Genomic DNA, 25,016 nt, shown 5'->3' with positions numbered 1-25,016 from the left:
CCCTCGGGTCCCCCCCCCCGCCCCCCCGCCGCCCCCCGCGCGGGGGGGGGCCCCCCCATTTTGGCCCCCCCCCCGCCGTCGTCGTATGCAGCGACGATCAGAACACGCGCAGCTGTCCCGGACTCCAGAATCCGGAGCGCGTCGCGGTGCCGGTGTCCACCTTCGCCGGTGTGGCATCGGTGTAGTACCGGTTGTAGCGCTCCAAGGTGCCCCAGTCACGAGCCCAGTTGTCCTTCAGATAGGTCGGGATCGTGGTGGAGCTTGCCAGCATCTGGGTGAAACCGAGCGGGCCGCCGAATTCCTCGGCCTGCCAGGTGTCGGTCGAGCTCACCGCGAGCGGGCGGTCGGGCAGTATGCGGTAGTTCGGCATGGTCGCCACGCCGTAGCGGTGCGGGAACGGGTTCTGGCACGGGAACTGCAGGCCCACCGCCCAGTCCTCGAGCACCGGCTGCTCGGAGCCCAGGAAGTTGTTCAGCGTGACCATCTTCGGCACTCGCGGCGGTGTGAACGCCAGCCACTGGTCACCGATCAGCACATTGCGATTGGCCGAGATCCGCACCGCATCGGCGTCCGCGGCGATCTCCGACAGCGGAACGCGCAGGTTGCGCCACGACGGCGCCGGGCCGATATCGCGCGGGACGTAGCTGCCCTCGAATTTCACCGAACCGTCGGGCTGGCGTTTGCCGTACTCGAGCTTCAGGTCCTGGCCGTACTGCAGCGCCCCGGTCTGGTCGAAGGACAGGATGCGGCCGGCCGCGGAGATGACCACCAGCGGTGCATCGGCCGAGCGAGCGGGTAGTTCGTACCAGCTCGAGGTCAGATGCGCGGGCTGCTGCAGGCCCTGCTGATAGCTGCCCATCACCGGGGTCGCCTTCGGGTCGAGGCCGTAGGGCAGTGCCACCGTGGAGCCGTTGATCCCGGCCTCTTTCGTGGTGCCGCCGCCGGTGCCCGCGTTCTGTCCCTCGGCGAAGTTCGCGCCCACCGACTGGTTGGAGGTGTTACCGGTGCCCGGCTTCACCTCCACCGCATCGGCTTTCAGATCGGTCGGCACGCCGTTGGGATCGAAGCCGGTCGGGTCGACACCGGCCAGCGGATCGTTGTCCTTGGGCGGATGCGCGGGATCGATGATCGGATTCAACCGGCCCTGGTTCGGGTTCGACTCGACCAGAACGTCATCGGCGATTCCGCAGCGGTTGCCGTCGACCGCGTCGACGTTGCCGCGGGCCAGTGAGTAGGCCGGGTACTGGGTCACAGCGCCCTTGGCCAGCGACAGCACCTCGAACAACACCATCGCCGCGGCGACGAGCGTCAGCGGAATGGCCGCGAACCGGCGAATGCGCTTGCCGCGCGAGGATTTCGAACTCTCCGGCGGTTTGGCGTAACCCTCGCGCAGCGCCTGCCAGGCCACCACCGCGAGCGCGAGGCCGAACAGGACCAGCATCAGCGTGTTGGACTGGAAGCCGTGCAGGGAGACCGTCTTGTCGAACCACGGCACGCCGTAACTCGAGACGTACCAGTAGCCGTTGGTGCCGGAGAACGACAGCGCCAGAGCGAACAACAGAGCGGCCAGGAAGATCGAGCGGTTCTTGCGCGACCGCAGCGCCGTCGCCGAAACCGCGACCGCGGTCACCGCCGCGAGCGCACCCGCGATGCCCGCGTACGCGCCGAAGTGGTGGGTCCACTTGGTCGGGTTGAACATCATGAAGAAGATGGTTCCGCAGACCACCCCGATCAACCGCCAGGTCGGACCGCTGGAGATGCCGGGAATCTGCTTGCGCCGCAACAACACCAGGGCGGTGGTGATCAGGCACAGGATCATCACGATGAAGGCGAACCGGCGCGAGACCGAGCCGTCGACGGTCTGCACGAACAGGTAGTAGTAGCGCAGGTAGTCCTCGTACCAGGCCAGGTTCGGACCGGTGAGGCGCCGCACGCGGTTGGCCTCCTGGATCCCGGCGAAGGTCTGGTCGCTGTAGACGACGGTGAGCACCAGGAAACCGGCCGCCGCGATCGGCGCCAGCAACGGTAGTGAGGATACGAATCCCGAAGCGCGCCAGCCGCTACCGGCACGCGCCTGCAGGTCGCGCTTGCGGCGCACCACGATTCGAATCAGCGGCCGGATACCGGCGAGCAGGGCGGCCACACACATCAGGCCGGTCGGCGCCGCGGCGAGGGTGAACGCCGCGACCAGTACCGCGCCGGCGGCGGGCAACAGGCGTCCGGTGGCGATCGCGCGTTCGATGGACACCCAGGTCAGCAGCGCGCCCAGCGCGACGATCGGCTCCGAGCGCAGGCCGTTGTCGTAGGGCAGCCAGAAGGCGAGGAACACCAGCCCGCCGGTCCACAGCGCGACCTTCGAGGTCCGCACGCTGCGGCCCAGTCGTGGCACCACCTCGCGGCTGATCACCATCCAGCACAGGATTCCGCACAGCAGCGCGGGAATGCGCACCCACGGGCTGGCCGTGGAGATCTGCGCGAAGACCTGGATGACGTCGTAGTACCAGCCGAACGGCGCCTCCGGCACGCCGTACCAGCGGAAGTAGTTGGCCAGATAGCCCGCGTGCGGTGCCACTCGCACCATGGTCAGGATGTAGCCGTCGTCGGAGGTGTTGGCGCCGATGAAGTGCCACACCAGCAGAATGCCCAGGACCGCGCCGTCGGCCCAGGTCGGCTTCAGCCAGTGCGCGGGGAAGAAGCGGCGGTGGCCGCGGCCGTCGCTGGTGTCGAGGCGGCCGAGTGCGGCCAGCGCGATGAGTGTGCACAGCACCGCGGCGATCATCGCGACCAGTTTGATCACGGTCGGCGAGGACGAGAAGCGGGAATCGACGGTCATGTGGAACGACAGCCCGGCCGGCGCCGCGCCCTTCAGATCCGAGAACACGCCGACCACCTGCGGCCGCAGATCACCCTGCAGGGCGCCGTCCACCGGCACGGTCACAGTTTCGGTGCCGCCGCCGCCGTCGGCGGTGGGCCGTTCGACCTGCTTGGTCAGGCCCTCGAAGTGGGCGTAGGTGCGGTCGATATCGGAGGTGATGGTGATGGCGGTGCAGCCCTCGAGCTCGCTGCGCTTCGCGGAGGCGACGATCGCGTTGCGGTCGACCACGTCGACCGAATCGCTGGTGACACGCACGAACATGCCCTCGAGCGCGGCGCGGTCGCCCTGCGGCGGCGCGGTGTTGAGCAGCATGCCGCCCTGGGGCAGCGCGGCCACCGTCGAACACGGGATGGATGCCCGCAGATCCACCGGGACCTGCGACATCAGCGGCGCCTCGACATTGCCGATGCTCCCGCCCTGCGGCCAGTTCACCTCGGCGGTGGTCTGCTGGACCGGCAGAAACGGGGTGGCGAGCGCGAAGATCGCGCCGAGCAGGCCGGCGATCACGGCGATCATCCGGGCGGTGCGGAAATCGCGCGACGTCACCGGTTGTTCGGCGACCGGCGGTTTGGTCAAGACAGCTGTTGCGGCGTCGGGCACGGATGGTGATGTTATCTGCCCACACTGAGAGTGACCGTGTTCACGGGAACGGTTCGGACCTATCGATTTTCCGAACCGTTGCCCGTACTTCCGCTACATACCGGTCGACCTGCTATTTCACTTTGATGGGCGCATCCTTGGCCCAGCCCCAGCGCGTCCGAACCGTCACCCCGACATCGGCCTGGCGCGCCTCCGGGACGTAGGGGGTGAACCGTTCCAGCGAACCCCAGTCGCGGCTCCAGTCGTCGTTCAGATAGGCGGGGATGGTCTGGGCCGACAGCAACAATCCGGTCCAGCCCAGTGGACCGCCGCCGATATCGTCCTGCCAGGCGTTGGAGGCGTCGGAACCGACCCGGTCCGGCAGGATGCGCCACTTCGGCACCTCGGCCACGCCGTCCTTGTGGTCGAACGGACGCTGGCAGGGGAAGGCCAGGCCGACGTGCCAATCCTCGAGGACGGGATCGGTGTGTCCGACCACCGAATCGAGGGTGGCGAGCTTCGGCAGGCGTGGCGGTGTGACCGCGAGCCACTGCCGCGGCGTCAGATCGTTGGCGACCGCCACGATCCGCACCGCGTTGGTCCCGTCCGGAATGCGGTCCAGCGGCACCCGCATATTCCGCCACGACGGCGCGCCGCCGATATCCAGCGGCACGAACGAGCCCAGCGGCCGCACGGTGCCGTCGGCGGCGCGGTCGCCGAATTCGACGCGCAGATCCTGGCCGTAGGTGACCACGCCGTCGGCGTTCACCGATTTGATCCGTCCGGCCGCGGTGACCACCAGGACCTTGCGGTCCGGATCCTGGCGGGCGCCGGGCAGGTCCATCCGGTACCAGCCCGAGGTCAGATGCGCCTGCTGTTTGGTCCCGGTGGTGTAGCTGCCCAGCACCGGTGTGCGGGCCGGATCCAGACCGAACGGCAATGCGACGGTGCTGCCGTTGACGCCCGCCTGCTGTGTGGTGCCGCCGCCGGTGCCCGCGGTGGTGGTGCGGGTGGTCTTGTTCGCGGAATCGGCGTTGACCGAATTCGCGCCGCCGGTGGTCGTCTCCTCGGCGTCGGCGGTCAAGTCCTTGGCCACACCGTTCGGGTCGAAGCCCACACTGTCGGCGCCGAGCGCATCGGCCGCGGAACCGGAGTAGGGCTGCAGCAGGGAATCGGCGGTATCGGTTTCGGTGAGTACCGCGTCGGCCAGGGAGCAGGGATGTCCGCCCAGGGCACGGATATTCGACTTCGCGATGGAATAGGCCGGATATTGCGTAATCGCGCCCTTGCCGAGGGAGGCGACCTCGAACAGCACCATGACCGCGGCCGCGATGGTCAGCGGTTGCACCGCCCAGGTGTCGAACCGCCTGCGGCCCTCGGTCTTTCGATACGGCTCGCGATAGTACTGATACGCCGCCAGCAGCAGGCTCAGCACCGCGAGTCCGAGGAACAGCGTCGAGAGGCCCTTACCCGCGACCAGCGGCGCCTTGTCGTACCACGGCACACCGTAGCTGGAGACGTACCACCAGCCGTTGGATCCGGTGAACGTGATCGCCAGCAGGAAGAACACCGCGGCCGCGAACAGCGAGCGGTTGTAGCGGGCGCGAATTCCGTTGATACCCACCGCGACCGCGGTCAGCGCCGCGAGCGAACCGGCCAATCCGGCATAGACGCCGAAGTGGTGGGTCCACTTGGTGGGCGTGAACATCATCAGCAGCAGCGACATGAACACGATGCCGAGGATGCGGGCCGAAGGGCCCTTCGAGGTACCCGGAATGCGGCCGTTCTTGCGCAACATGACCAGAACGCACACCAGCAGGCACAGCAGCATGCCGAGAATGCCGAACCGGCGGGCCAGCGAGCCGTCCGGCGCCAGCATCAGCAGCGAATCCCAGCGGGTCCGCTCGTCGAACCAGGCCACATTCGGTCCGATGATCTTGCGGACCCGGGTCGCCTCCATCACCGAGGCCAGTGTCTGATCGGCGAAGACCACCACCAGGACCAGTGCTCCGGCGGCCGCGCCCGGTGCGAGCAGGGCGCCGTACCGCAGTACCGCCGCGCGGGCCGAACCGCCGCCGCGGGCGCGGGAGATGATGTGCTGCAGGACCGGTCGCGAGCCGGCGACCAGGGCGGCGATGCAGATCAGGCCGGTCGGCCCGGCGGCGAGCGAGAACGCCGCGATCAACACCGCGATCGCGGCGGGCAGCAGTCGTCCGGTCGCGATCGAGCGTTCGATCGAGCACCAGGTCAGCAGCGCGCCCAGGGCGATCAGCGGTTCCGGGCGCAGGCCGTTGTCGTAGGGCAGCCAGGCGACCAGGAACACCAGCCCCGCCGTCCACAGCGCCACGGTGTCGCGACGGACGCGAGAACCCAGGCGCGGCAGCACTTCCCGGCTGATCACCAGCCAGCACAGCACGCCGGCCAGCAGGGCCGGCAGCCGCATCCACCAACCGGTGTCGCTCACCCGGGTCATCCACGCCAGCACCTCGTACGGCCAGCCGAAGGGCGCCTCGGCCACTCCGAACCAGCGGTAGTAGTTGGCCATATAGCCCGAATGTTTCGACGCCCGGGCCATATTCAGGATGTAGCCGTCGTCGGAGGTGTTGGCGCCGATGATGTGCCAGACCACCAGGGTGCCCAGCACCACCACATCCGCGACGGTGACCCGCCACCAGTGGGCCGGCAGGAAGCGGCGCGGTCGTCGTCCGTCGGCGGTATCGATCAGGTGCAGGCAGATCAGTGCGATGAGGGTGAAGACGACCGCGCCGATGATCGCGGCCAGCTTCAGCGGGCTCGGCGTCGACGAGAAGCGCGAGTCGATGGCGGCGTGCAGGTGGGCGTCACCGAGCTGCGCTCGCGTCAGATCGGTGAAGACGCCGACGATTTGGGGTCGCACATCGCCGCCGACGGTATTGGTGAACGGTGTGCCGTCCTGCCGTGTCACACCGGTGAATTCGGCCGTCGTGGCCTGGGCCGTGGAGGTGACGACGAAGCGCGCGCAGCCACCCACCTCGGCCAGCGGCGCCGAGAGCAGCGGAATATCGCGCAGCAGCACCGAGAGTGTGCGCCCACCCGGCTCGTCGGTGACCTTGGCGATCAGACCCTTCGCAGAGGCATTGGGTGCGTCGGCGGGCACCGTGGACAAGACCGTGCCGCTGGGTAGTTCGCGTAGCGCGCTGCACGGCAGCGAGGCGTCGACGGTGAGCGGCACATACGACACCAGTGGCGCGTTCACCGGGACCGATTGCGGCTGCGGCCAATCCAGGCTCGCCCGGTCCTCCCGCACCGGTAGCAGCGGTGTGAGCACCGCGAGGGCGACGGCGATCAAGCCCGAAAGAAGGGCGATCACGCGGATGCGGGGAAACGCTGGAGAGTCTGCGCGCACCCAGCGATGCTAGGCGACCGGAGCGACGGGCCCGGAGGTGGCAGGGCGCATCACCGCAGTCCGCGCACATCCCAGACGACGACACCGTCGACCACCTGCCCCGGGATGCCGAGCAGCTGGTCGAGGGTCGCGCGGATCGCCCCGCCGTGTTCGGTGGGCGGCAGGACGACCACGTCGGCGTGCCAGTAGGCCAGATCGGTCAGCGCTTGCGCCCTCGCCCGGGAATCGACCGGCTGGATCCGATCGGTTTTCTGCGCCCGCATCAACAGCGTCGCAGTCGGCCGATCGTCGGGACCGTAGCGGCCCTTCTTGTCGGCCGTCGGCCCGACGAAATAGCCGCCCGCGAGCGGAAAGCCGAAATGGGCATCGACCTGCCAGTTCAGCGGCTGGGCGTCGAGCCGGGTCGGCGGCGGCGCGATGACGACCGAGCCGTCGCCGACATAGCGGCCGACCGTGCCGTCGGTGAAGAACCGCGGCGTCGGATCGCGATGGGTCACCGGCAGCACGGTGGGGACCAGCGGGACCAGTGCCAGCGCGACGGCGGTGAACCAGATCGCCGGCCGCAGGTCGTTCGTGCTGGTGCCGGCGTACTCGAGGATTCGCTGCGTCCCCAGCGCCAGGATCACCGCGAGCGCCGGAATCGCGGCCATGGTGAAACGCGTCTCCAGCACGGTGTTCAGCAGCGGCACGTGGTCGAGCCAGTGCCACGGGAGGGTGATCCCGGTATCGGACCTGCCGATTCGCAGCGATACGCCCAGCGACAGGACGCTGAACACGACGATCACCGTCGTGGCCGCGCGAATCGCCCGATAGTCGCGGTGGCGTGAGCGCCACAGCCAGACCGCGGTCACAGCGGTCGAGGCCAGCAGCGGCCAGCCGAAGAAGGCGTTCTCCTCGGTCGGATTGATCGCCGGGGTCTTGCCCGGGGCGAAGACCCCGCCCAGCGATTGCGAGGGAAATTCGACCAGCGCCTCGAGATCGTTGCCCATCGGCCCGTGATCGATGGACCGGTAACTCTGCGGCCCGAAGAACTGCCACCACAGCGGAATCGCCGTGGCGGCCACCGTGATCACCGCGGCCAGCGCCAGGGTCGGCGTCACGGCACGTACCACCCGCAGCCCGGTCCGAGGTTCGTGCAGGTAGTAGACGAGGGCGTACAGGCCGAAGCCCAGGGCGAAGATCAGCAGCGGCTCCTCGCCGAGCGCGATCTGCAGCGCGACCAGAACCGCGAGCACCACGGCCTCTCGCATTTGCCGCGCCCGGCTCACCGTTTCGTCGGACGCGGCCCGGCGCGCCATCCGGACGACCAGGATCGCGAGCACCGGCAGGATCGCCAGACCGACGAAATTGGGGTGGGCGTTGGCATGCGAGATCATCGCGGGTGCGAAGCCGCAGAACGCGCCGCCCAGGGCGGCGGCGAAACGGGATCGCACCAACTCCCGCGAGAACAGCCAGTACCAGGCGAAACCGGTTCCGGCGAGACCCAGGGTGAGCACGAGCGCGAAGGTGACGGTCGGGCCGAACAGCACGGTCACCGGCGTCAACGGAATCCCGACGCCGAACATGGCGGTATTGGCCATCATGTTCACGCCGTCGGGATAGTTCTGCAGATTCGTGCCCAGCGGGTTGTGCCGATGGATCACCGCATGTGCGGTTTCGGCGAAGAACCACTCCCACATCGACTGGTCCTGGCCACTCTTCACCAGGTATCCGTGCGCGGTGTCGCGCCACTGCCCGGACAGTACGTACACAGCGGCAGTGAGATAGAGGACGGCGACCGCGAGATCTGCGCGGGACGCGAGCAGCCGTTCGAGCAGCCGCGCGCCCCGGGAGGGTCTGTCCGCGGGTCTCGGCTCCGGCGACGTGCGCAGCTCGTGCCCCTCGGACAGAACGGCCGCGCTCACCCCCGGACGCTGTGACTCGTCGGGAACCGCTGGCCCGCCCTGCACCACTGGTAAAACACTCCTTCGGCCGACAATCAGCCACCCACCGTACCCATCCGGAGTGAAGTGGCGCCGGGTGAGCGTTGGTTATCCACAGGAACGGGGAAATTCCACAGCGTTATCCACAGTGCGGGTCAGGAGCGCACGACCAGGGTGAACGGCCCGATATCCGTGATCCGGAAATGCGGATCGGCGAAGAGCCTCCCCGGGAATTCGACGGTGTAGCGGCGCACGTTGGGGTCGTTGGGATAGACGTCCTCGGCCAGGCGCAGGGTGTAGTTCTCGCCGCTGCGGCGGAACAGGAAGGCGTCCGGCGCGCGCCACGGAGAGTGGTTCAGCGCGTCGATCAACTCGGCCGGTGATTTCAGCTCGCTCCAGCGCTTGATCTCGGCGGCCCGGGCCGGGAAATCGGCGAGCGGGTTGGCGTAATGCGAGGTCAGGGCCTGGAAACCGAAATACGGATAGTAGGACAGGAAGCTCGTGTCGGCGGTGAGGAGCACCGTCTCGTCGCGCGGCCGCCCGGTCTGCTCGGTGAGGACCTGGTCGATGTGGCCGTAATGCGACACCGCCGAGGGGCTGCGCTTGTCCGCTCGTACCCCGTTGCCGTCGGTGTCGGTGTAGGCGGTGGTGATCTCGGCATTCAGGATGCCGGGAATGCTCTGTGTGAAGGCCAGCGCACCGAGGACCGCCACCACCGCGGTTGCCGCCCGGAATCGTCGCGGTTCGTCGAGGGCTTGGTACACGGCTCGTGTGCCCTCGACGAATCCGAACGCTCCCGCCGCGGCCAGCAGCACCTGCAGGATGGGTTCCAACCGGAAGGCCAGCCCCGTCGTACCGGCGGCCGTGACCAGCATGGAGGCCAGCGACCACAGATAGATCGCGACCACCGAGATGGCGAGTGCCTGGGCCCGTCGCGAACTCGCGGCCCGCACCACCAGCCAGAGGGTGCCGAGCAGGCAGAGGGCACCGAGCAGCGGTTCGGAGAAGTCGAACATCGGGAACGCCAGGCGCGAACCGGATTCCGGCAGGTAGTGCAGGGCCGTATTGGATTCCGGCGGATGCCCGGTCAGCACCTTCGCCAGATACGGGGCCCAGACGATCAGGGCCAGGATCGCGGCGATCACGCCCATGACGATCAGCCGCAGCAGAATCGGCCACAGCAGGCGGAAGAGGCCCAGCCGCGGAGCGCGCGGCTGATGTACCGCGATCTCGCGCTGCTGCCACCACAGGGTTGCCCAGGCGACGAGACCCATCAGGACCACGGTGAAGACCGCGACCACGAAGAACAGCGTGTAGAACATCGCCGACAGTCCGAGGAACGCCCCCGCTCCGAGCGCCGCGCCCCAGCCGCCCGCGGTGCGCGGCTCGCCGGCCGGGCTCCCCGTCGCCCCGAATTCGGCGGGTCGATACAGCGCACCCCACGCCAGCACCATCGCCGGCGCGAACAGGATCACCAGCACGGCGCTGTAGGCCTCGGGGGAGGCGAACGCCACCATCACCGCGGTGGTCGTCGCCGTGACCGCGACCGCCCAATCCCAGCGAATCAGCTTGGACCACAACACGAGTGCCAGCACCGACGCCACCGCCAGCGACACGATCGCATAAGGCTTGAACGTCTCCCACCCGGCCAGGCCGAGCAGATTCGCGACCCGTCCGCCGATCCAGAACCAGCCGGCGGGGTAGTACGCCGGAATGTCGGCGTAGGTCATATCGTGCAGCGCGGCGGTATCGGTGAGGCGCGTCAGATATTCGGTGCGGAATTCCTGATCCACCGAAATGCCGAACAGATACAGCTTGGTCGCCGCGAGCGGCATTCCCAGCGTTACCGTGACGAAGGCGGAAATACCCGCCCAGGACAGCACTTTCGCCACCCACGGCCACCGGCGCATCCGGATCAGCACGATGGCGAGCACCAGCAGCACCGCCGCACCCGCCTGCCCCACGGTGGTCAGCGCGCGAGTCACATTGGAGGAGTTGAACGCCGGCCACTGCACCGCCGACATCGCCGTCAGCCCGATCGCCGCCACCAGCGCGGCGACCACCGCCCCGACGACAGCTTCCCCGAGCCCGCCCCCGACCTGCCGGACTAGTACGCGCACAGTGCCTCCGGATCCTCTCTCGCCGCCGATCTGCCCGCGAGCCTACAAGCCGGGTGGAACCGGTTCGCGTCGGCGCGATGCTCGCGCTGTGCCGGCGGCCGTCCTCGTGAAACGACGAAGGAGAGCCGGCGCTCGGTAGCGGCGACTCTCCTTCGCGGCTCGAAATCGAACCGATCTAGATGGGAAGTCTGCGGAAGATCGGGCGCGGAACGTGGCGCAGGATCATCATGACCCAGCGGAACGTACCCGGCGCCCAGACCAGTTCCTTACCCTTCTCGGACGCCGAAACCGCAAGCACCGCAACGTCTTCCTTGTTCACCGTGAGCGGCGCCTCGGCGACGTGCGCGGAGAACTGGGTGCGCACCTGGCCCGGCCGCACCACGGTGACGCGCGGGCCGTGCGGGCGCAGCGCCTCGCCCAGGCCGAGATAGAACCCGTCCAGACCGGCCTTGGTGGAGCCGTAGACGAAGTTGGCGCGCTTGACGCGCTCACCGGCCACCGAGGACATGACGATGATCCGCCCGAAGCCCTGGGCCTTCATCTTCTCGCCGACGAGCACGCCGACCGATACGCCCGCGGTGTAGTTGACCTCGGCGACCCGCACGGCCTTGAGCTGGTTCTGCCACAGCTCCTCGGCGTCGCCGTCGAGCGCGAAGGCGACGATCGCGACATCGATATCGCCGTCGGCCCAGGCCTGTTCGATCACCTTGGGGTGGCTGCCGGTGTCCAGCGCGTCGAAGTCGACGATCTCGACCTTCGACGCGCCCGCGGCCTCCAACTGAGCGACCGACTGCGCGCGCAACGGATCGTTCGGCAGCGCCGCGAGCACCACTCGCGCCGGGCCCTTCTTCAAGTACTCCTCGACGATCGCGAGACCGATCTCCGAGGTGCCGCCCAAAAGCAGAATGTTCTGCGGGTTACCTACCGCGTTGATCACTGCAGCTCCAGCCTTCTCGCCATATCGGACATGAAAACGCCTGTGGGATCGACACTTCGGCGGACCTTGATCCACTCGTCGATCTTGGGATACATCTTGTGGAAGGTCTCCGCGGTGGTCCGGGAGTCCTTCGCCGTGTAGAGGCGACCGCCGAATTCCAGGACGCGACGGTCCAATTCGGTGACCAGCTCGTTGAGGCCCGGACGCACGGGGAAGTCGACGCAGATGTTCCAGCCCTCCATGGGGAAGCTCAGCGGCGCCTGGTTGCCCGGCCCGAAGAACTTCAGCACATTGAGCGCCGAGTAGTGACCGGAACGCTGGATGTCGACGATGATCTTGGTGAATTCGTCCAGCGCCTCGGGCGGCAGGACGAACTGATACTGGATGAAACCGGCCGATCCGTAGGCCCGATTCCACTCCGAGACCACGTCCAGCATGTGATAGAACTGCGTCAAGTTCATGATCTTGCCGGTGTAGTTGCCGCCGAGCGCGTAGTACGCCTCGCCGACCATGCCGAGCGTGAGCTTGTTGGCCGCGAAACTCGGGAAGATGTTCGGCACCGTCAGCAGATTCGGCGCGTCGAACTTCAGCGGATTGGCGCGCAGCTTCTTCGGCAGTTCGTCCAACTTGGCCAGGCGGCCGCGAGAAACGTTGGCGCGCCCCAGCTTCGGCGGTGCGCTGATCACGTCGAACCAGGTCGAGGAGTAGGTGTAGTTCTCCTCGGAGCCGTCCTTGTGTACGGCGATGGTCTCGTCCAGCGTCGTGGTCTTGATGCCGTCGGCGATGAAGTAGGCCGTCTCGGTCGGCGTCATCTCGATCGTGGCGCGCAGGATGATGCCGGTCAGGCCGTTGCCGCCGACGGTCGCCCAGAACAGCTTGGCGTTCTTCTTGGGACCGATGTGCTGAATCTTGCCGTCGGCGGTCAGCAGGTCGATCGAACGCACGTGGTTGCCGAAGCTGCCGGCGCTGTGGTGGTTCTTGCCGTGGATATCGGAGGCGATGGCGCCGCCGACGGTCACCTGCCGGGTGCCGGGCAGGACCGGAACCCACAGGCCGAACGGGAGCGCGGCCTTCATCAGCTGATCGAGGCTGACGCCCGCATCCACATCGACCAGGTGGCTGTCACGGTCGATCCGGTGGATGTTGTTCAGCGCCGACATGTCGATGACGAGGCCGCCACCGTTCTGCGCATGGTCACCGTAGGACCGGCCGAGCCCGCGCGCGATCACGCCGCGTCGCAGGTACGCCGGCTTGGACTCGTTGTCCTCCGCGACCATGGCCACGGCCTTGGCGATCAGTTCCGGATCGCCGGTCGAGAGCACTTCGGAGGTGGAGGGAGCGGTACGACCCCATCCGGTCAGTCGACGGGTATGCGTCGGCAGCGAAAAGCTGTCGGCGGAGCCGTTGCTGCTTGCCTGTGACGCCTCGCCGTCGCCCGCGGAGTTCGCAGGACCCGCGGCGGTGGAGGTCTGAGCTTTCGTGGACATCGGCATAGAGGCTACAGGTATGGCCGGGGCAGGGGTCGGCTGTCGCGTGTCCGCGGCCCGCTCGAGGCGGATTTCACAGCGGCGACCGGGGCGGGAGCGCGGTTGTCGCGGCGTGTGCGGCGCGACCCGCTACTCTCGTGCCGTGAGTGCGGAACCCCATCTTCCTCTTCCGGCCGAGTTGCCCCTGGTAGACGAGCCGGGCGGCACGGATGTCGATCTGAAGACGCAGATTGTCCGGTTCGTCCTCACCGGCGGATTGTCGGCGGTGGTCGACTTCGGGCTGTACGTGCTGCTCATGGCCCTGTTCGGGGTCCCGCGCGATTTCGCCAAGGCCTGCAGTTTCATCGTCGGTACCACCACGGCGTATCTGATCAACCGGCGCTGGACGTTCAAGGCGCCGCCGAGCCGCAGCCGGTTCGTGGCGGTGGTGATCCTCTACGCGGTGACCTTCGCGGCGCAGGTGGGTATCAACGCGCTGCTCAACGACACCCTGCCCGCGATGTCGGTGGATATCGCCGGCCATTCGGTGAAGGGTGCGGTGCTGATCGCCTTCGTCATCGCGCAGGGCGTGGCCACCGTGATCAACTTCGTCGTGCAGCGTGCGGTGATCTTCAAGATCCGCTGACGTTCGGATCGCCTATCCCGAACCGTCAACCCTCCGCGACGAGGGCCCGCGCCTGCGCCTTGGCGCCGAAGTAGTCCCCACCCTTGGCCCGCGGACTGTCGGTACCCCATTCCCGCTCCTCGCGGGCGGCCGGCGTCAGGTGCGGGATGTGCTTTCTACAGTGGATGTAGGCCTCCTCGACATCCACGACCACCCACCGCTCGGCGACCCGGCCGCGCTCGGCCGGCGGCAGGTCGGGTACCCGGCCTCGCAACGACTGATCGTCGACGATGCGTGCCGATCCGTTGATATGCAGCCCGACCAGGTCGTGGACGAAGTCGATCATCAGGATGCCGACGTGCGGATTCTCCAGGATGTTGCCGAGGGAGGCCATCACTCCGTTGCCGCGGTATTCCGGATAGGCGACCGTGCGGTCGTCGATGACGTGCACGAATCCGGGTTTGCCGGCCCGGAAGCTGGTATCGCATTCACCGTGCCGGTCGGCGGTGGCGATGAAGGCCATATCCATCCGTCCCACGAACTCGCGCATGCGTGAGTTGAGGCTGTTCAGCACCTGTTCGTCGTAGAAACGCTCCGCGCGCTCCTCGGTGCCGAATCGGCGTTGCAGTTCTCGCTCGCCGTCACTGCCGCCTGTGGAACCGGACATGCCACACCCCTCCGGGTAGCTGAGATCCGCACGTGGATGGTTCGGCATTGAACCTGAAATATGTCGAAATCCTATAGGAACGAACGTGTTTCGGATGGCGAAATCAGCGAACCGGCAGATGGGCGCACTGTCTGTGAAGACAATCTGTGAGCTGAGCCGCTACCGCGCATCAGTCTCGCGTACGGGACAGGTGCGCGGCAACGCTCGAAATGCCGTTTGCCTCAGGGCTGCTGGCCGAATTCGAAGGGTGCCGGCGGCCGAACTGCTTGCGAGCGTGCGCTTTTCACATTTACGAGTACGGAGATAGCGCGCGGGTTGCCCGCTGCGCCACGAGCGCTATCCCCCTTGCACGTGCCGACCGGTCGGAGAATCACACCGGCGTGATGGTCACCGGAACCCCGTTGAACACCGCATTCCCGGACACGGCGTCGATGCGGGAATCATCGGTCAGGGCATTGGCATTCACGCCGGCGTGCTCCCGCGCGACCGTCTGGGTACTGCCCGAATGTCCCCATCCGTGCGGCAGGCTCACCACGCCGGGCATGATCCGGTCGTTCGGTTCCACCGGCACGGTCAGCTTTCCGGCCGCCGATTCGATCGCGGCCAGATCGCCGAGCCCGAGGCGGGCGACGTCGTCGGGATGAATATGCAGCGTGCAGGTATTGGAGCCGCCGACCAGCGCCGGTACGTTGTGCATCCAGCTGTTGTTCGACCGCAGCTGCCGCCGGCCGATCAAGACCACATCCGGTCGGGCAGCGGACAATTCGGCCACCAGCCGGGTCGTATCGTCGAGCAGCGGCTGGGGCGCCAGCTCCACCTTCCGGGAGGCGGTGCGCAGCACACCGGGCAGTCGCGGTCGCAGCGCACCCAGGTCGACGCCGTGCGGATTGTCGAGGAGAACCTGCAGGTTCAGTCCCTCGGGCGCCCCGCTCTCGCCGGTGCCGATGTCCACCGGCTGACGATCGGGATTCCACTCGCCGTACGGGCCCAGGCGCAGCATCATGTCGATGCGCTGTTCGGTGGTGTCGGCGCCGATCAATTCGCCGCGTCGCTCGGTGAGACCTGCCTTGTGCAGCGTGCCGGCGATGATCAGCTCGTCCACCTCGGCGACGTAATCGCGCCCGGGCTCCGGTCGCTGCCCCGCCAGGGAAAGTGCGAGGCGGGCAAGTATTTCCGGTTCCGAGGGCCGATCGTCCGGCATGGCGACCAGCGGCGGGGAATAGCGGGCGTAGTTGTGCACCGCGAACTGCAGCAGCGCGAAATCGTAGTGCGGCGCCTGCAGTGTGCGCGGCGGCGGCAGAATCACATCCGCATGGCGGGTGGTCTCGTTGAGGTAGCGATCCACGCTGACCATGAAGTCCAGCCCGGCCAGCGCTTCGCCCAGCCGTGCGCCCGCGGGCGCCGAGAGCACCGGATTGCCGGCCACCGTCACCAGCATCCGGACCTGTCCCTCACCGGGCGTGAGAATTTCGTCGGCCAGCGTCGCGACGGGGAATTCGCCCATGGCTTCGGGCAATTCGCGCACCCGGCTGGTCCAGCGCCCGAGCCGGAACGGCCGCGTTCGCACGATGCCCAGTGCCGCGGCGGTCGCGAACATCGCGCCGCCGGGCCGGTCGAGATTGCCGGTGAGCACGTTGATCACATCCACCAGCCACTGCGTGAGAGTGCCGAATTCGGCGGTGCAGGTGCCGATGCGCGCATAGACCGCGGCCGTCGGCGCCGCGGCCAGCTCCCGCGCCAGCCGCGCCACGGTCTCGGCGGGGATGCCCGTGCGTGCCTGCACGGCCTCGGGCGTGAACGGGACTGCCGCCGAACGGATCTGTTCGAGTCCCGCCACCTCGACTCGGATATGGGTCAGATCCTCCGCGAAGAGTGTGTGCACGATGCCGAACAGCAGATAGGCATCGCTTCCGGGCCGGATGAACAGATGCTCGTCGGCGAGGTCCGCGGTCCGGGTGCGCCGCGGATCGACCACGACCAACCGCCCGCCGCGTTTGCGCAGCGCCTTCAACCGGCCCGGATAGTCCGGGGCGGTACACAGCGAGCCGTTGGACTCCAGCGGATTGGCGCCGAGCATCAGCAGGTAGTCGGTGCGGTCCAGATCGGGTACCGCGACCGTGAGCGGATCGCCGAACATGAGCCCGCTCGACACCTGCTTCGGCATCTGATCGGCGGTGCTGGCCGAGTACAGATTGCGCGTGCTCAACGCCCGGATGAGCGCCGGCACGTACAGCGCGCCGGCGACTGTGTGCGCATTCGGATTGCCCAGATACAGCGCCGCGGCCTGGCGGCCGTATTCGTCGAGGACGGCCGGGGCCCGCTCGGCGATGAGGTCGAAGGCCTCGGTCCAGGTGGCCTGGCGCCAGGTGTCGGTGGCGCGATCACGGATGATCGGTTCGGCCAGCCGATCGGGGTCGGCGTCCAGCGCCCCGAGGCTCGCGCCCTTCGGGCAGATGAAGCCGCGGCTGAACGGGTCCTCACGGTCGCCGCGCACGCGCGTCACCCGGTCCTGAGCGTCCAGGGTGATCTCGAGTCCGCAGACGGCCTCGCACAGCGGGCAGGTGCGGTGGGTGGTACGGGCTTCTGCGGTGACGCGTGACATGGATCCATCATCGTCGGCGACTCGTCGTCGCGCCGAGATTCATTCGAAATGCACGAAAACCGCGAAACCGCGAGAACAGTGTCGTTCTCGCGGTTTCGCGGATGGTCGATTCAGCTGGCGATGCGAGCGACCTGCGGCTTACGGCCGGAGTTCGCCGAACGCACGGCCGCGGCGATCGCGACGACCGGCGGCAGCCAGCGGGCCTCGGTCGGCGCTACGCCCCAGCAGGCCTCGCCGGCCGAGAGCTGGGTGGGCGGCAACGGGATGCCCGCACCGTCGGTGTAGACGATCGCGCCGGCCGCGCGCAGCGCCTCGAGCGCCATCGCGGCCTTGGCGAGTCCGGTCACCAGGTGGATCTCGCGGCGCTCGGCGCCCGGGATCTCGATCACCGGTCCGGACAGGTTGTTGGCCCGCAGGAATCGGCGCACGTTCGCGGCCAGTTCGCCGGCGACCTCGATACCGGACACATTCGTGTCGGTGATCAGGCAGATGCCGTTGGCCGTTTCAGCGACCGTCCACCCGCGCTGGATGTAGTCCTGCGCGGTAGCGGCCAACGTCGCCGCGTGGACGGAAGTCGGAAACGCTGTACGCACTGTGTTCTCCATTCCCCGGGTAGATCTGGGTCCTGCGTCGGTGTTCATGGGACGTATCGGGCCGCGCTACCGGCGGTGTTACAACTTGGTGGAAATTTCTTCGTGATGGTCGGATACGTCACAGGGTCGGGCGGTGATCGCCGGTGGCTATGAACCTTTCGGACCGCCGTTCGCCGCCGTTGTGAACTGCTACGACTACCACCTTTGTGTGCGTCGCTGTGAATCGAATGCGTTGCGGCTGTTGATTCCCTGGCAGGTCGCTGGGAAGAAATGGGACGAAAGTGTGATGTGAGTCGCATGTGACCGATGGGATTCGATCCCGCCGGGAGATTGCTCGCTTCCGCTGTGCCGGGAGAGGATTCGAATCATGAGCGACGACCCGCAGCGGCCCAGGAACCGGGACTCCGATACCGCCGGCGCGCGCGATTCCGCTGGGGGCGCACGAAATATGGACGAAGCACCCGAGTCGCCGGCCGAACGTGCCGGAATCGACGACCGGTCCGGCGAAGGCGAACCGGGCGACGCCGACTACGCGGTGGAATCGCGCTGGCTCGCATGGAAGGACTCCGCACGACGACGCCGGTCGCCGGACGATGCCGCCGAGGAGAGCGATACCGCCGAGGAGGACGAGCGGCCCGAACCGTTCCGGAGTCCGGGCGCCTTCCGGGCCTGGTGCGGTGCGGCCGCCCGCGCGCTGCTGGATGTGCAGTTCCGCACCCCGGCCACGCGCACGCTGCTGCCGCTGGCCTATCTCCTGGGACTGGCCTTCGCGGTCGGCATCCCCCTGGTCCTGGTCGTGGTCCTGTGGCAGGTATCCGCACTGCTGGGATTGATCTTCGCGATCGTGGTGGCGGTGCCGCTCGGCCTGACCATCGCGGCCTCGGTGCGATTGGCGCTGGAATTCCTGGTCAACGCCTCGCGGCTGGCAACCCGGGTGGAACACATCAACACCCTCGCCGACGATCTGTTCCGCGCTCTGTCCGATGTCGCCGAGCCGGTGAACCAGCTCTCGGAAGACGTTCGCGCGGTGCAGTTCTGGCGGTTCCGCAAGCGTCCCCCGCGCAAGTAGCAGCGCACCGGCGGCCCGGCCGATCGGCGCGGCTGTCGGGCGTTGTTCTGTTGTGCAACAATCCGTTCGGGGGTGTCCGGAGCGAATCCCGATGCCCGCGAAGCTTTCTGCCGAGGGGGAAAAATGGCTTCACCGCAGGGGATCACAGGTTCGACCATGCCGCGGCGGCAACTGGGCCGCCGGTTGCGTGACCTGCGCAATCGCGCCCGGATGACGACCCGGGTGGCCGCTCGCCGGCTGGAATGGTCGGAGGCCAAGATCTGGCGGATCGAGACCGGTCAGACCTCCCTGCGCAGCCTCGACGTGGAAGCCATGTGCAAGATCTACGGCGCACCCGAGGCCGAGCTGGAACCCCTCACCGCTCTCGCCCGTGAAACCAAGGCGCGCGGTTGGTGGGCTCCCTACAGTGACGTGATCGCCGAGGGTTTCGACGTGTACATCGGCCTGGAAGAGGCCGCGACCGAAATCTCCACCTTCGAGAACGAATTCGTGCCGGGCCTGCTGCAGACCGAGGACTACACCCGCGCGCTGCTGACCGCGGCCCGGCCGAATCTGAGCCCCGCCGATATCGAGCGCCGGATCGAGGTGCGCGGGCAGCGGCAGCGTCTGCTCACCCGCACCCCGGAGCCGGTGCGGCTGGTGGCGATCATCGCCGAATCGCTGCTGTGGCGGCGGATCGGTGATCCGGCCGTGATCGCGGGGCAACTGGATCATCTGCGCCGCATGTGTGAGCGCCCGAATATCGACATTCGTCTGGTGCCCAACGATTCCGGTTACCACGACGGTCTCGATTCCGGGCGATTCGTCCTGTTGGAATTCGGCGCGGCCGGCGCGGAAACGACCGAGCCGCCGGTCGTTTACGTCGAAAATTTCGGCGTATCCACCTATTTCGATAAAAATTCCGACATCGACCGCTATCGAGGCGCATTCGCGAATATCCGCGCGGCCTCGGTGGACGGGAGGGCGGCCCTGGACGAGGCCATCGCCGCCGCCTGACGCGCTACCGGATTCGGTACCGGCGAATTCAGTGCAGGGTGCGTTCCAATACTTCGCGATGAGTCGGAACGGCGGCGGTGTGGAGCGCGCGGCCCTTGTCGGTGAGGCAGACGAAGATCGCGCGGCGGTCCTCGGTGCACAGGGTGCGATCGACCAGTCCGTCGCGTTCGAGCCGTGCCACCGTACGGGACAGTGCGCTCTGGCTCAGGTGGATGTCGTGGGCCAGATCGCTCATCCGGTAGCTGTCGCAGGAGGCGTCGACCAGGCGGTCCAGCGTCTCGAACTCACTCAGGCCGATGTGGTGTTCGCGCTGCAGGTCCTTCTCCAGCGCACAGGACACCGCGGCATGACGAGCGAGTAGATCGCGCCACTCGCCGACCAAGCCGCCCGGCCCGTCGTTCCGGCCGGCCGGAGACGGGCAACCGGCCTCGGTATCACTCGGCGCGGTGGACGGCAGACCTGCGGCGAGCTCCGTATCCGGTGCCACCGCGTCCGTCGAATGCGCCGGAAACGCTGTCGACGCCTTTGTCATGTCGCCATCCTAGTGCCTGGGGCAGATTCATGCAACTGCATTAAATGCTTGTGCATTAGATGCGCACGCATGTAATGTTCCGCGACATGACTTCCACAGCAACACTTCCGGCCGCCTCGGCGGCCGATACTCGGTGGCCGATCCGGCTCTGGGGCATGCTCATCACGCTGTGCATCGTGCTGTTCCTGGACGGCCTCGACGTCTCGATGGTCGGCGTCGCGCTGCCGTCCATCGGTACCGAACTCCATCTCGAAACCTCGACCCTGCAGTGGCTGGTCAGCGGATACGTGCTCGGCTACGGCGGTCTGTTGCTGCTCGGTGGCCGCACCGCCGATCTGCTGGGCCGGCGCAAGGTCTTCCTCATCGCATTGGCCGTCTTCGCGGTCGCCTCCCTGGCGGGCGGGCTGGTCAGTTCCGGGCCGCTGCTGATCGCGACCCGCTTCGTCAAGGGGCTGGCGGCCGCCTTCACCGCGCCCACCGGGTTGTCGATCATCACCACGAACTTCGCCGAGGGGCCCGCGCGCAACAAGGCGCTGTCCATCTACACCGTCTTCGGTGCGGGCGGCTACTCCATGGGTCTGGTCTTCGGTGGCCTGATGACCGGTTTCGGCTGGCGCTGGACCTTCCTGCTGCCGGTGCCGATCGCGCTGGCCGCCCTGGTCTCCGCGGCGATCCTGGTGCCGAAGGACAAGGGTGACACCGCCGAGGGTGGTCACGATCTGCTGGGTGCGCTGTTCTCCACCGCCGCCATGCTGCTGCTGGTCTACACCGTGGTGTCCGCACCGCAGGCCGGCTGGGGTTCGGCGCGCACCGTGGGCTCGTTCGCGGCTGTGCTCGTCCTGTTCGCCGCGTTCGTCGCGGTGGAGAAGCGGGTGCGGCATCCGCTGATCCGGCTGGGCATCCTGCGCAAGGCCACGTTGGTGCGAGCCAGTCTGGTGATCGTCGCGGTGGCGGGTTCGTACTTCAGCTGGCAGTTCATCGTCACCCTGTACCTGCAGGACAGCCTGGGCTGGTCGCCGCTGACCCTGGCGATGGCGCTGCTGCCGGTGGGTGTGCTGGTGGCGCTGTCGTCGGTGTTCTCCGACAAGCTGGTGGACCGCTTCGGCACCGGCCCGATCATCGCGGTCACCACCACCGTCATGGCGATCGGCTACCTGCTGTTCCTGCGCATCGACACCGCACCGTCCTATCTCGCGGTCATCCTGCCCGCGGTGCTGCTGATCGGCATCGGATGGATCGGCTTCCCGGCCATCAACATTCAGGCCACCAACGGCATCGAGGACGAGGAACAGGGCCTGGCGGCCGGCGTGCTGCAGACCTCCATGCAGGTCGGCGCGGCCATCGTCCTCGCCATCACCACCGCGCTGATCTCCTCGGGGCCGCACGGCAATTCACCGCAGGCGGTGCTCGACAGCTACCGTCCGGGCCTGATCTTCGCGGGCATCGCGGCGATCATCGGCGCCCTCATCGCCTTCACCCACTTCCTGCCTGCCCGCAAGAAGCGGCAGGAGGTCGAGGAGTCCGAACAGGCACCGGAACTCGCGGCGGCCTGAGGTTCCACCCCGAGCGCCACGCCCGGCTCATCGGTTCGAGCCGGGCGTGGCGTTTGCGCGTTCAGCGCAGTTCGCGCAGGCGCGGTGCGGCCGCGTCCTTCGGTGAGCGAAGGAAGGTCAGCGGAGTGCCGTCGGAACCGACCGTGGGCCAGTCGATTCCGAGATCCGGGTCGAATGCGTCCAGGTCCCGGTCGAATTCGGGGGAGTATTCGAGCGAACACAGATAAGTGACGGTGGAATCGTCGGCCAGTGACAGCAAGGCGTGGCCGAGTCCTTCGGAGAGAAAGACCGAGCGGCGCGAGACGTCGTCGATCACGACACTGTCCCAGCGGCCGAAGGTCGGGGAGTCGCGGCGCAGATCGACCACGACGTCCAGGAAGGCGCCGCGCATGCATGTGACGTATTTCGCCTGGCCGGGCGGATTTTCGGTGTAGTGGATACCACGCAGGACACCCGCCGCCGAGGTGGAGGTGTTCATCTGCAGCAGGTCCAGGGGCCGTCCGGTCGCCTTCTCGAATTCCGAGGCCTTGAACGTCTCGGCGAAGACGCCGCGCTCGTCGCCGCGTAACTGCGGCGTGAACTCCCACGCACCCGGGACCGCCAGTTCTCGAATCCGCATCTCAACCGTCCTGTCCGTAGCGATCGTCGCGCCCGCGATTCAGCAGGTCCAGCAGGTAGGTCCCGTATCCGGAGCGCACCAGCGGCTCGGCCAGCCGGCACAGCTGTTCGTCGTCGATGAAGCCCATCCGCCAGGCCACCTCCTCCGGGACGCCGATCTTGAGACCCTGGCGTTCCTCGATGGTGCGCACGTAATTGGCGGCGTCCAGCAGCGAATCGAAGGTGCCGGTATCGAGCCACGCGGTGCCGCGCGCGAGGGTCTCGACCTGCAATCGTCCCTGTTCGAGGTACGTGCGGTTGATATCGGTGATCTCGTATTCCCCGCGCGCGGACGGTCGCAGTCCCCGGGCGATCTCGACGACGTCGTTGTCGTAGAAATAGAGGCCGGGAATGGCGTAGTTGGACCGTGGGAGTTTCGGCTTCTCCTCGATGGAAACGGCCCTGCCCCGGTCGAATTCGATCACGCCGTAGGCCGAGGGATCGGACACCCGATAGGCGAAGACCGCGCCGCCGTCGAGTCCGTCGAAGCGTCGCAGCCGGGTGCCCAGGCCGGGACCGTGGAAGATGTTGTCGCCGAGCACCAGTGCCGCGCATTCGCCGCCGATGTGGTCGGCGCCCAGCACGAACGCCCGGGCCAGGCCGTCGGGTTCGGGTTGCACCACGTAGTCGATCGCCAGGCCGAACTGGGTACCGTCGCCGAGCAGCCGGCGGAAGGCCTCGGCATCCTCGGGCGTGGTGATCACCAGGATGTCGCGAATGCCCGCCAGCATCAGCGTGGACAGCGGGTAGTAGACCATCGGCTTGTCGTACACCGGGACCAGTTGCTTGCTGACCCCGCGCGTGATCGGGTGCAGCCGGGACCCGGTGCCCCCGGCCAGAATGATTCCGCGCATGTGACGCAAGTCTGCCAGCTCTCGCCCACTCGGGCTCGATGAGGTTCCGACTGGACCGCGAAATGGTCACGATGGTTTCGCCGCGGCCTGGTCGGGCGATCAAGTATTGCGTAGGTCACACATCCGTGGTGTTCTGAAACATGAGTGTGTGAGATGTCAGCGCCGACACCTCAGCTACCGAATCTGCCGGTAGCCGGTCGCTCGGCGCCGAGTGGCAGGTAGGTGCGCGATGACCGCGATTCCCATCGGCGAGGCCGAATACCGGCCGGGGCTCGAACCCGGTGTTGTCGTGGATCCGGTGGTGGTGAACCCGGACCGTGCGAGTCTGCATTCGCAAGCGGTGTTGTTCACCTGCCGGGGCGTGGTGGGCCCCGTTATCCGGCGCTACCCGATCACCCCGATGACCATGCCGGTCGCGCGGATCCTGATCGACCGGCTGGCGGCACTGCGCCCGCAGGTGCGTGGCGTGGAACGCGAACAGGTGCGGATGAGCGGCTTCCGGATGGAGATCATCCGCCCGGCCGGCGCCCGGCGATCCCTGCGCGACGGCGCCGTGATGTACATGCACGGGGGCGGCTTCTTCCTGTGCGGACTGGACTCGCATCGGCCGGTGGCGGCCAGCCTGGCGCGTCGTACGGGGCTGCCGGTGGTGAACGTGGACTATCGGCAACTGCCCGGGACGAATATCGCCGGCTCGGTCGAGGACTGCCTGACGGCCTATCGCTGGTTGTTACGGCACGGCGCCGATCCGTCGCGCATCGTCTTCGCCGGAGATTCGGCGGGCGGTTTCCTCACCTTCGCCACCGCACTGCGGGCGGCGCAGGCCGGCTTGCCCGGTCCGGCCGGCCTGGTCGGCCTGTCGCCGCTGCTGGATCTCGATTACCGGGTCAAGGGCGAGTACATGAACGTCGGTCGCGACGCCTACATCCCGATGGCGGCGGTGCGGCAGATGGTGCGGTACGGGGCCGAGGCGGAGCAACCGCTGGACCCGGCGCTGTCCCCGGTCAACGGATCGCTCACCGGCCTGCCGCCGGCCCTGCTGATCGTCGGTGAGGACGAATTGCTGCGCTGCGACAGCGAATTGATGGCCCACCGGCTCACCGCGGCCGGGGTGCCGAATTCGCTGGAGCTGTGGCGCGGACAGGTCCACGCCTTCATGAGCATCCTGCCGAATATGCCGGAGAGCCGGGCCGCACTGGCCCGGGTGGCGCGATTCGTGCGGGCGCGGGTCGAACCGGAAGAGGCCGCGCGGACCGCCTGACAGGTACGGCCCGTAGGCGGCAGCGGAGCGTAACCACGGAGGGCCGGACCTGTCAGGCGCATCGAACACCGCCTGACAGGTACGGCCCGGAGGCGGCAGCGGAGCGTAAGCACGGAAACGACAGTGCCCCGCCCACCGTGACGGTGGGCGGGGCACTGTCTCTGATCCGAGGTATCCGCCCACTCAGGGGGACGGGCGGCCTGCGGAATTACTTGGCCGGCGCCGGCGGGTTGAACGGCGCGGTGGTGGTGGCGAAGTACTGGATCGCGGCGCCGATGGCGACCGGGGCGGTGATGAAGATCTGCCCGGCGAGCACCCCCAGG

At 67.6% G+C, this 25,016-nt stretch carries 17 protein-coding genes; 5 read left to right on the top strand and 12 right to left on the bottom strand.

What is annotated here, in order from left to right:
* Positions 1-97: 97 nt before the first annotated feature.
* The 6 genes from A5780_RS13375 to A5780_RS13350 all read right to left on the bottom strand — a co-directional run bounded on the left by A5780_RS13375 (position 98) and on the right by A5780_RS13350 (position 13,305).
* Positions 98-3,475, bottom strand: a complete 3,378-nt coding sequence (locus A5780_RS13375) for an arabinosyltransferase domain-containing protein (RefSeq protein WP_369829524.1) — start codon at positions 3,473-3,475, stop codon at positions 98-100.
* 112 nt (positions 3,476-3,587) lie between these two features.
* Complete coding sequence (locus tag A5780_RS13370; RefSeq protein WP_064908582.1) at positions 3,588-6,839, bottom strand: arabinosyltransferase domain-containing protein; 3,252 nt, start codon at positions 6,837-6,839, stop codon at positions 3,588-3,590.
* Between the two features lie 50 nt (positions 6,840-6,889).
* Positions 6,890-8,743, bottom strand: a complete 1,854-nt coding sequence (locus A5780_RS13365) for a DUF6541 family protein (protein WP_156769485.1) — start codon at positions 8,741-8,743, stop codon at positions 6,890-6,892.
* Between the two features lie 173 nt (positions 8,744-8,916).
* The gene (locus tag A5780_RS13360; protein WP_064908581.1) at positions 8,917-10,881 is read right to left on the bottom strand and encodes a galactan 5-O-arabinofuranosyltransferase; all 1,965 of its coding nucleotides are present in this window, start codon (positions 10,879-10,881) and stop codon (positions 8,917-8,919) included.
* Positions 10,882-11,056: 175 nt separating this feature from the next.
* Complete coding sequence (locus A5780_RS13355; protein ID WP_030516814.1) at positions 11,057-11,818, bottom strand: decaprenylphospho-beta-D-erythro-pentofuranosid-2-ulose 2-reductase; 762 nt, start codon at positions 11,816-11,818, stop codon at positions 11,057-11,059.
* Entirely contained in the window at positions 11,815-13,305 is a 1,491-nt protein-coding gene (locus A5780_RS13350; RefSeq protein ID WP_167356699.1) for an FAD-binding oxidoreductase, read from the bottom strand. Before A5780_RS13350 ends, A5780_RS13355 begins: the two co-directional genes overlap by 4 nt.
* Positions 13,306-13,447: 142 nt before the next feature.
* Between A5780_RS13350 and A5780_RS13345 the strand changes: the two genes are divergently transcribed.
* Positions 13,448-13,930 carry a GtrA family protein gene (locus tag A5780_RS13345; RefSeq protein WP_104379108.1) on the top strand — a complete coding sequence of 161 codons (483 nt, stop codon included), beginning with the start codon at positions 13,448-13,450 and terminating at the stop codon, positions 13,928-13,930.
* Between the two features lie 25 nt (positions 13,931-13,955).
* On the opposite strand, the gene A5780_RS13340 is transcribed toward A5780_RS13345, so the two are convergent.
* The 3 genes from A5780_RS13340 to A5780_RS13330 form a co-directional block, all read right to left on the bottom strand.
* A complete protein-coding gene (locus A5780_RS13340; protein WP_063016870.1) occupies positions 13,956-14,576 on the bottom strand; it encodes a pyridoxamine 5'-phosphate oxidase family protein in 621 nt (206 codons plus the stop codon).
* A 370-nt stretch (positions 14,577-14,946) separates the two neighbouring features.
* Positions 14,947-17,178, bottom strand: a complete 2,232-nt coding sequence (locus A5780_RS13335; protein ID WP_064908580.1) for a molybdopterin-dependent oxidoreductase — start codon at positions 17,176-17,178, stop codon at positions 14,947-14,949.
* Positions 17,179-17,288: 110 nt separating this feature from the next.
* Positions 17,289-17,771: a hypothetical protein gene (locus A5780_RS13330; RefSeq protein ID WP_036525405.1), complete on the bottom strand. Its 483-nt coding sequence runs from the start codon at positions 17,769-17,771 to the stop codon at positions 17,289-17,291.
* A 367-nt stretch (positions 17,772-18,138) separates the two neighbouring features.
* On the opposite strand from A5780_RS13330, the gene A5780_RS13325 reads away from it, so the two are divergent.
* Together A5780_RS13325 and A5780_RS13320 are read left to right on the top strand one after the other, a co-directional pair.
* Entirely contained in the window at positions 18,139-18,840 is a 702-nt protein-coding gene (locus A5780_RS13325; RefSeq protein ID WP_231509340.1) for a DUF4282 domain-containing protein, read from the top strand.
* 123 nt (positions 18,841-18,963) lie between these two features.
* Entirely contained in the window at positions 18,964-19,836 is an 873-nt protein-coding gene (locus A5780_RS13320; RefSeq protein WP_063016826.1) for a helix-turn-helix transcriptional regulator, read from the top strand.
* 28 nt (positions 19,837-19,864) lie between these two features.
* On the opposite strand, the gene A5780_RS13315 is transcribed toward A5780_RS13320, so the two are convergent.
* A complete protein-coding gene (locus A5780_RS13315; RefSeq protein ID WP_036525409.1) occupies positions 19,865-20,218 on the bottom strand; it encodes a MarR family winged helix-turn-helix transcriptional regulator in 354 nt (117 codons plus the stop codon).
* A 236-nt stretch (positions 20,219-20,454) separates the two neighbouring features.
* Between A5780_RS13315 and A5780_RS13310 the strand changes: the two genes are divergently transcribed.
* Entirely contained in the window at positions 20,455-21,921 is a 1,467-nt protein-coding gene (locus A5780_RS13310) for an MFS transporter (RefSeq protein WP_063016868.1), read from the top strand.
* 61 nt (positions 21,922-21,982) lie between these two features.
* Here A5780_RS13310 and A5780_RS13305 read toward each other — a convergent pair whose 3' ends face one another.
* Together A5780_RS13305 and rfbA are read right to left on the bottom strand one after the other, a co-directional pair.
* Positions 21,983-22,540, bottom strand: coding sequence for a dTDP-4-dehydrorhamnose 3,5-epimerase family protein (locus tag A5780_RS13305; RefSeq protein WP_063023894.1), 558 nt, complete (start codon positions 22,538-22,540; stop codon positions 21,983-21,985).
* 1 nt (position 22,541) lies between these two features.
* The gene (gene rfbA, locus A5780_RS13300; RefSeq protein WP_063016822.1) at positions 22,542-23,432 is read right to left on the bottom strand and encodes a glucose-1-phosphate thymidylyltransferase RfbA; all 891 of its coding nucleotides are present in this window, start codon (positions 23,430-23,432) and stop codon (positions 22,542-22,544) included.
* A gap of 229 nt (positions 23,433-23,661) precedes the next feature.
* Here rfbA and A5780_RS13295 point away from each other — a divergent pair, with 229 nt between their 5' ends.
* Positions 23,662-24,693 carry an alpha/beta hydrolase gene (locus tag A5780_RS13295; protein ID WP_082976456.1) on the top strand — a complete coding sequence of 344 codons (1,032 nt, stop codon included), beginning with the start codon at positions 23,662-23,664 and terminating at the stop codon, positions 24,691-24,693.
* Positions 24,694-25,016: the final 323 nt, after the last annotated feature.

This window comes from Nocardia sp. 852002-20019_SCH5090214 (genome assembly GCF_001665865.1).
GTDB lineage: Bacteria > Actinomycetota > Actinomycetes > Mycobacteriales > Mycobacteriaceae > Nocardia > Nocardia nova.
The sequence above is the reverse complement of the archived record's forward strand: the minus strand, read 5'-3'. Positions and strand labels throughout refer to the sequence as shown.

Excerpts from the sequence above, each read along its gene's own strand:
- A5780_RS13350 (WP_167356699.1), bottom strand. The coding sequence starts at position 13,305 with ATGTCCACGAAAGCTCAGACCTCCACCGCCGCGGGTCCTGCGAACTCC.
- A5780_RS13340 (WP_063016870.1), bottom strand. The coding sequence starts at position 14,576 with ATGTCCGGTTCCACAGGCGGCAGTGACGGCGAGCGAGAACTGCAACGC.
- A5780_RS13335 (WP_064908580.1), bottom strand. The coding sequence starts at position 17,178 with ATGTCACGCGTCACCGCAGAAGCCCGTACCACCCACCGCACCTGCCCG.
- A5780_RS13325 (WP_231509340.1), top strand. The coding sequence starts at position 18,139 with ATGAGCGACGACCCGCAGCGGCCCAGGAACCGGGACTCCGATACCGCC.
- A5780_RS13320 (WP_063016826.1), top strand. The coding sequence starts at position 18,964 with ATGGCTTCACCGCAGGGGATCACAGGTTCGACCATGCCGCGGCGGCAA.
- A5780_RS13310 (WP_063016868.1), top strand. The coding sequence starts at position 20,455 with ATGACTTCCACAGCAACACTTCCGGCCGCCTCGGCGGCCGATACTCGG.
- A5780_RS13305 (WP_063023894.1), bottom strand. The coding sequence starts at position 22,540 with ATGCGGATTCGAGAACTGGCGGTCCCGGGTGCGTGGGAGTTCACGCCG.
- rfbA (WP_063016822.1), bottom strand. The coding sequence starts at position 23,432 with ATGCGCGGAATCATTCTGGCCGGGGGCACCGGGTCCCGGCTGCACCCG.
- A5780_RS13295 (WP_082976456.1), top strand. The coding sequence starts at position 23,662 with ATGACCGCGATTCCCATCGGCGAGGCCGAATACCGGCCGGGGCTCGAA.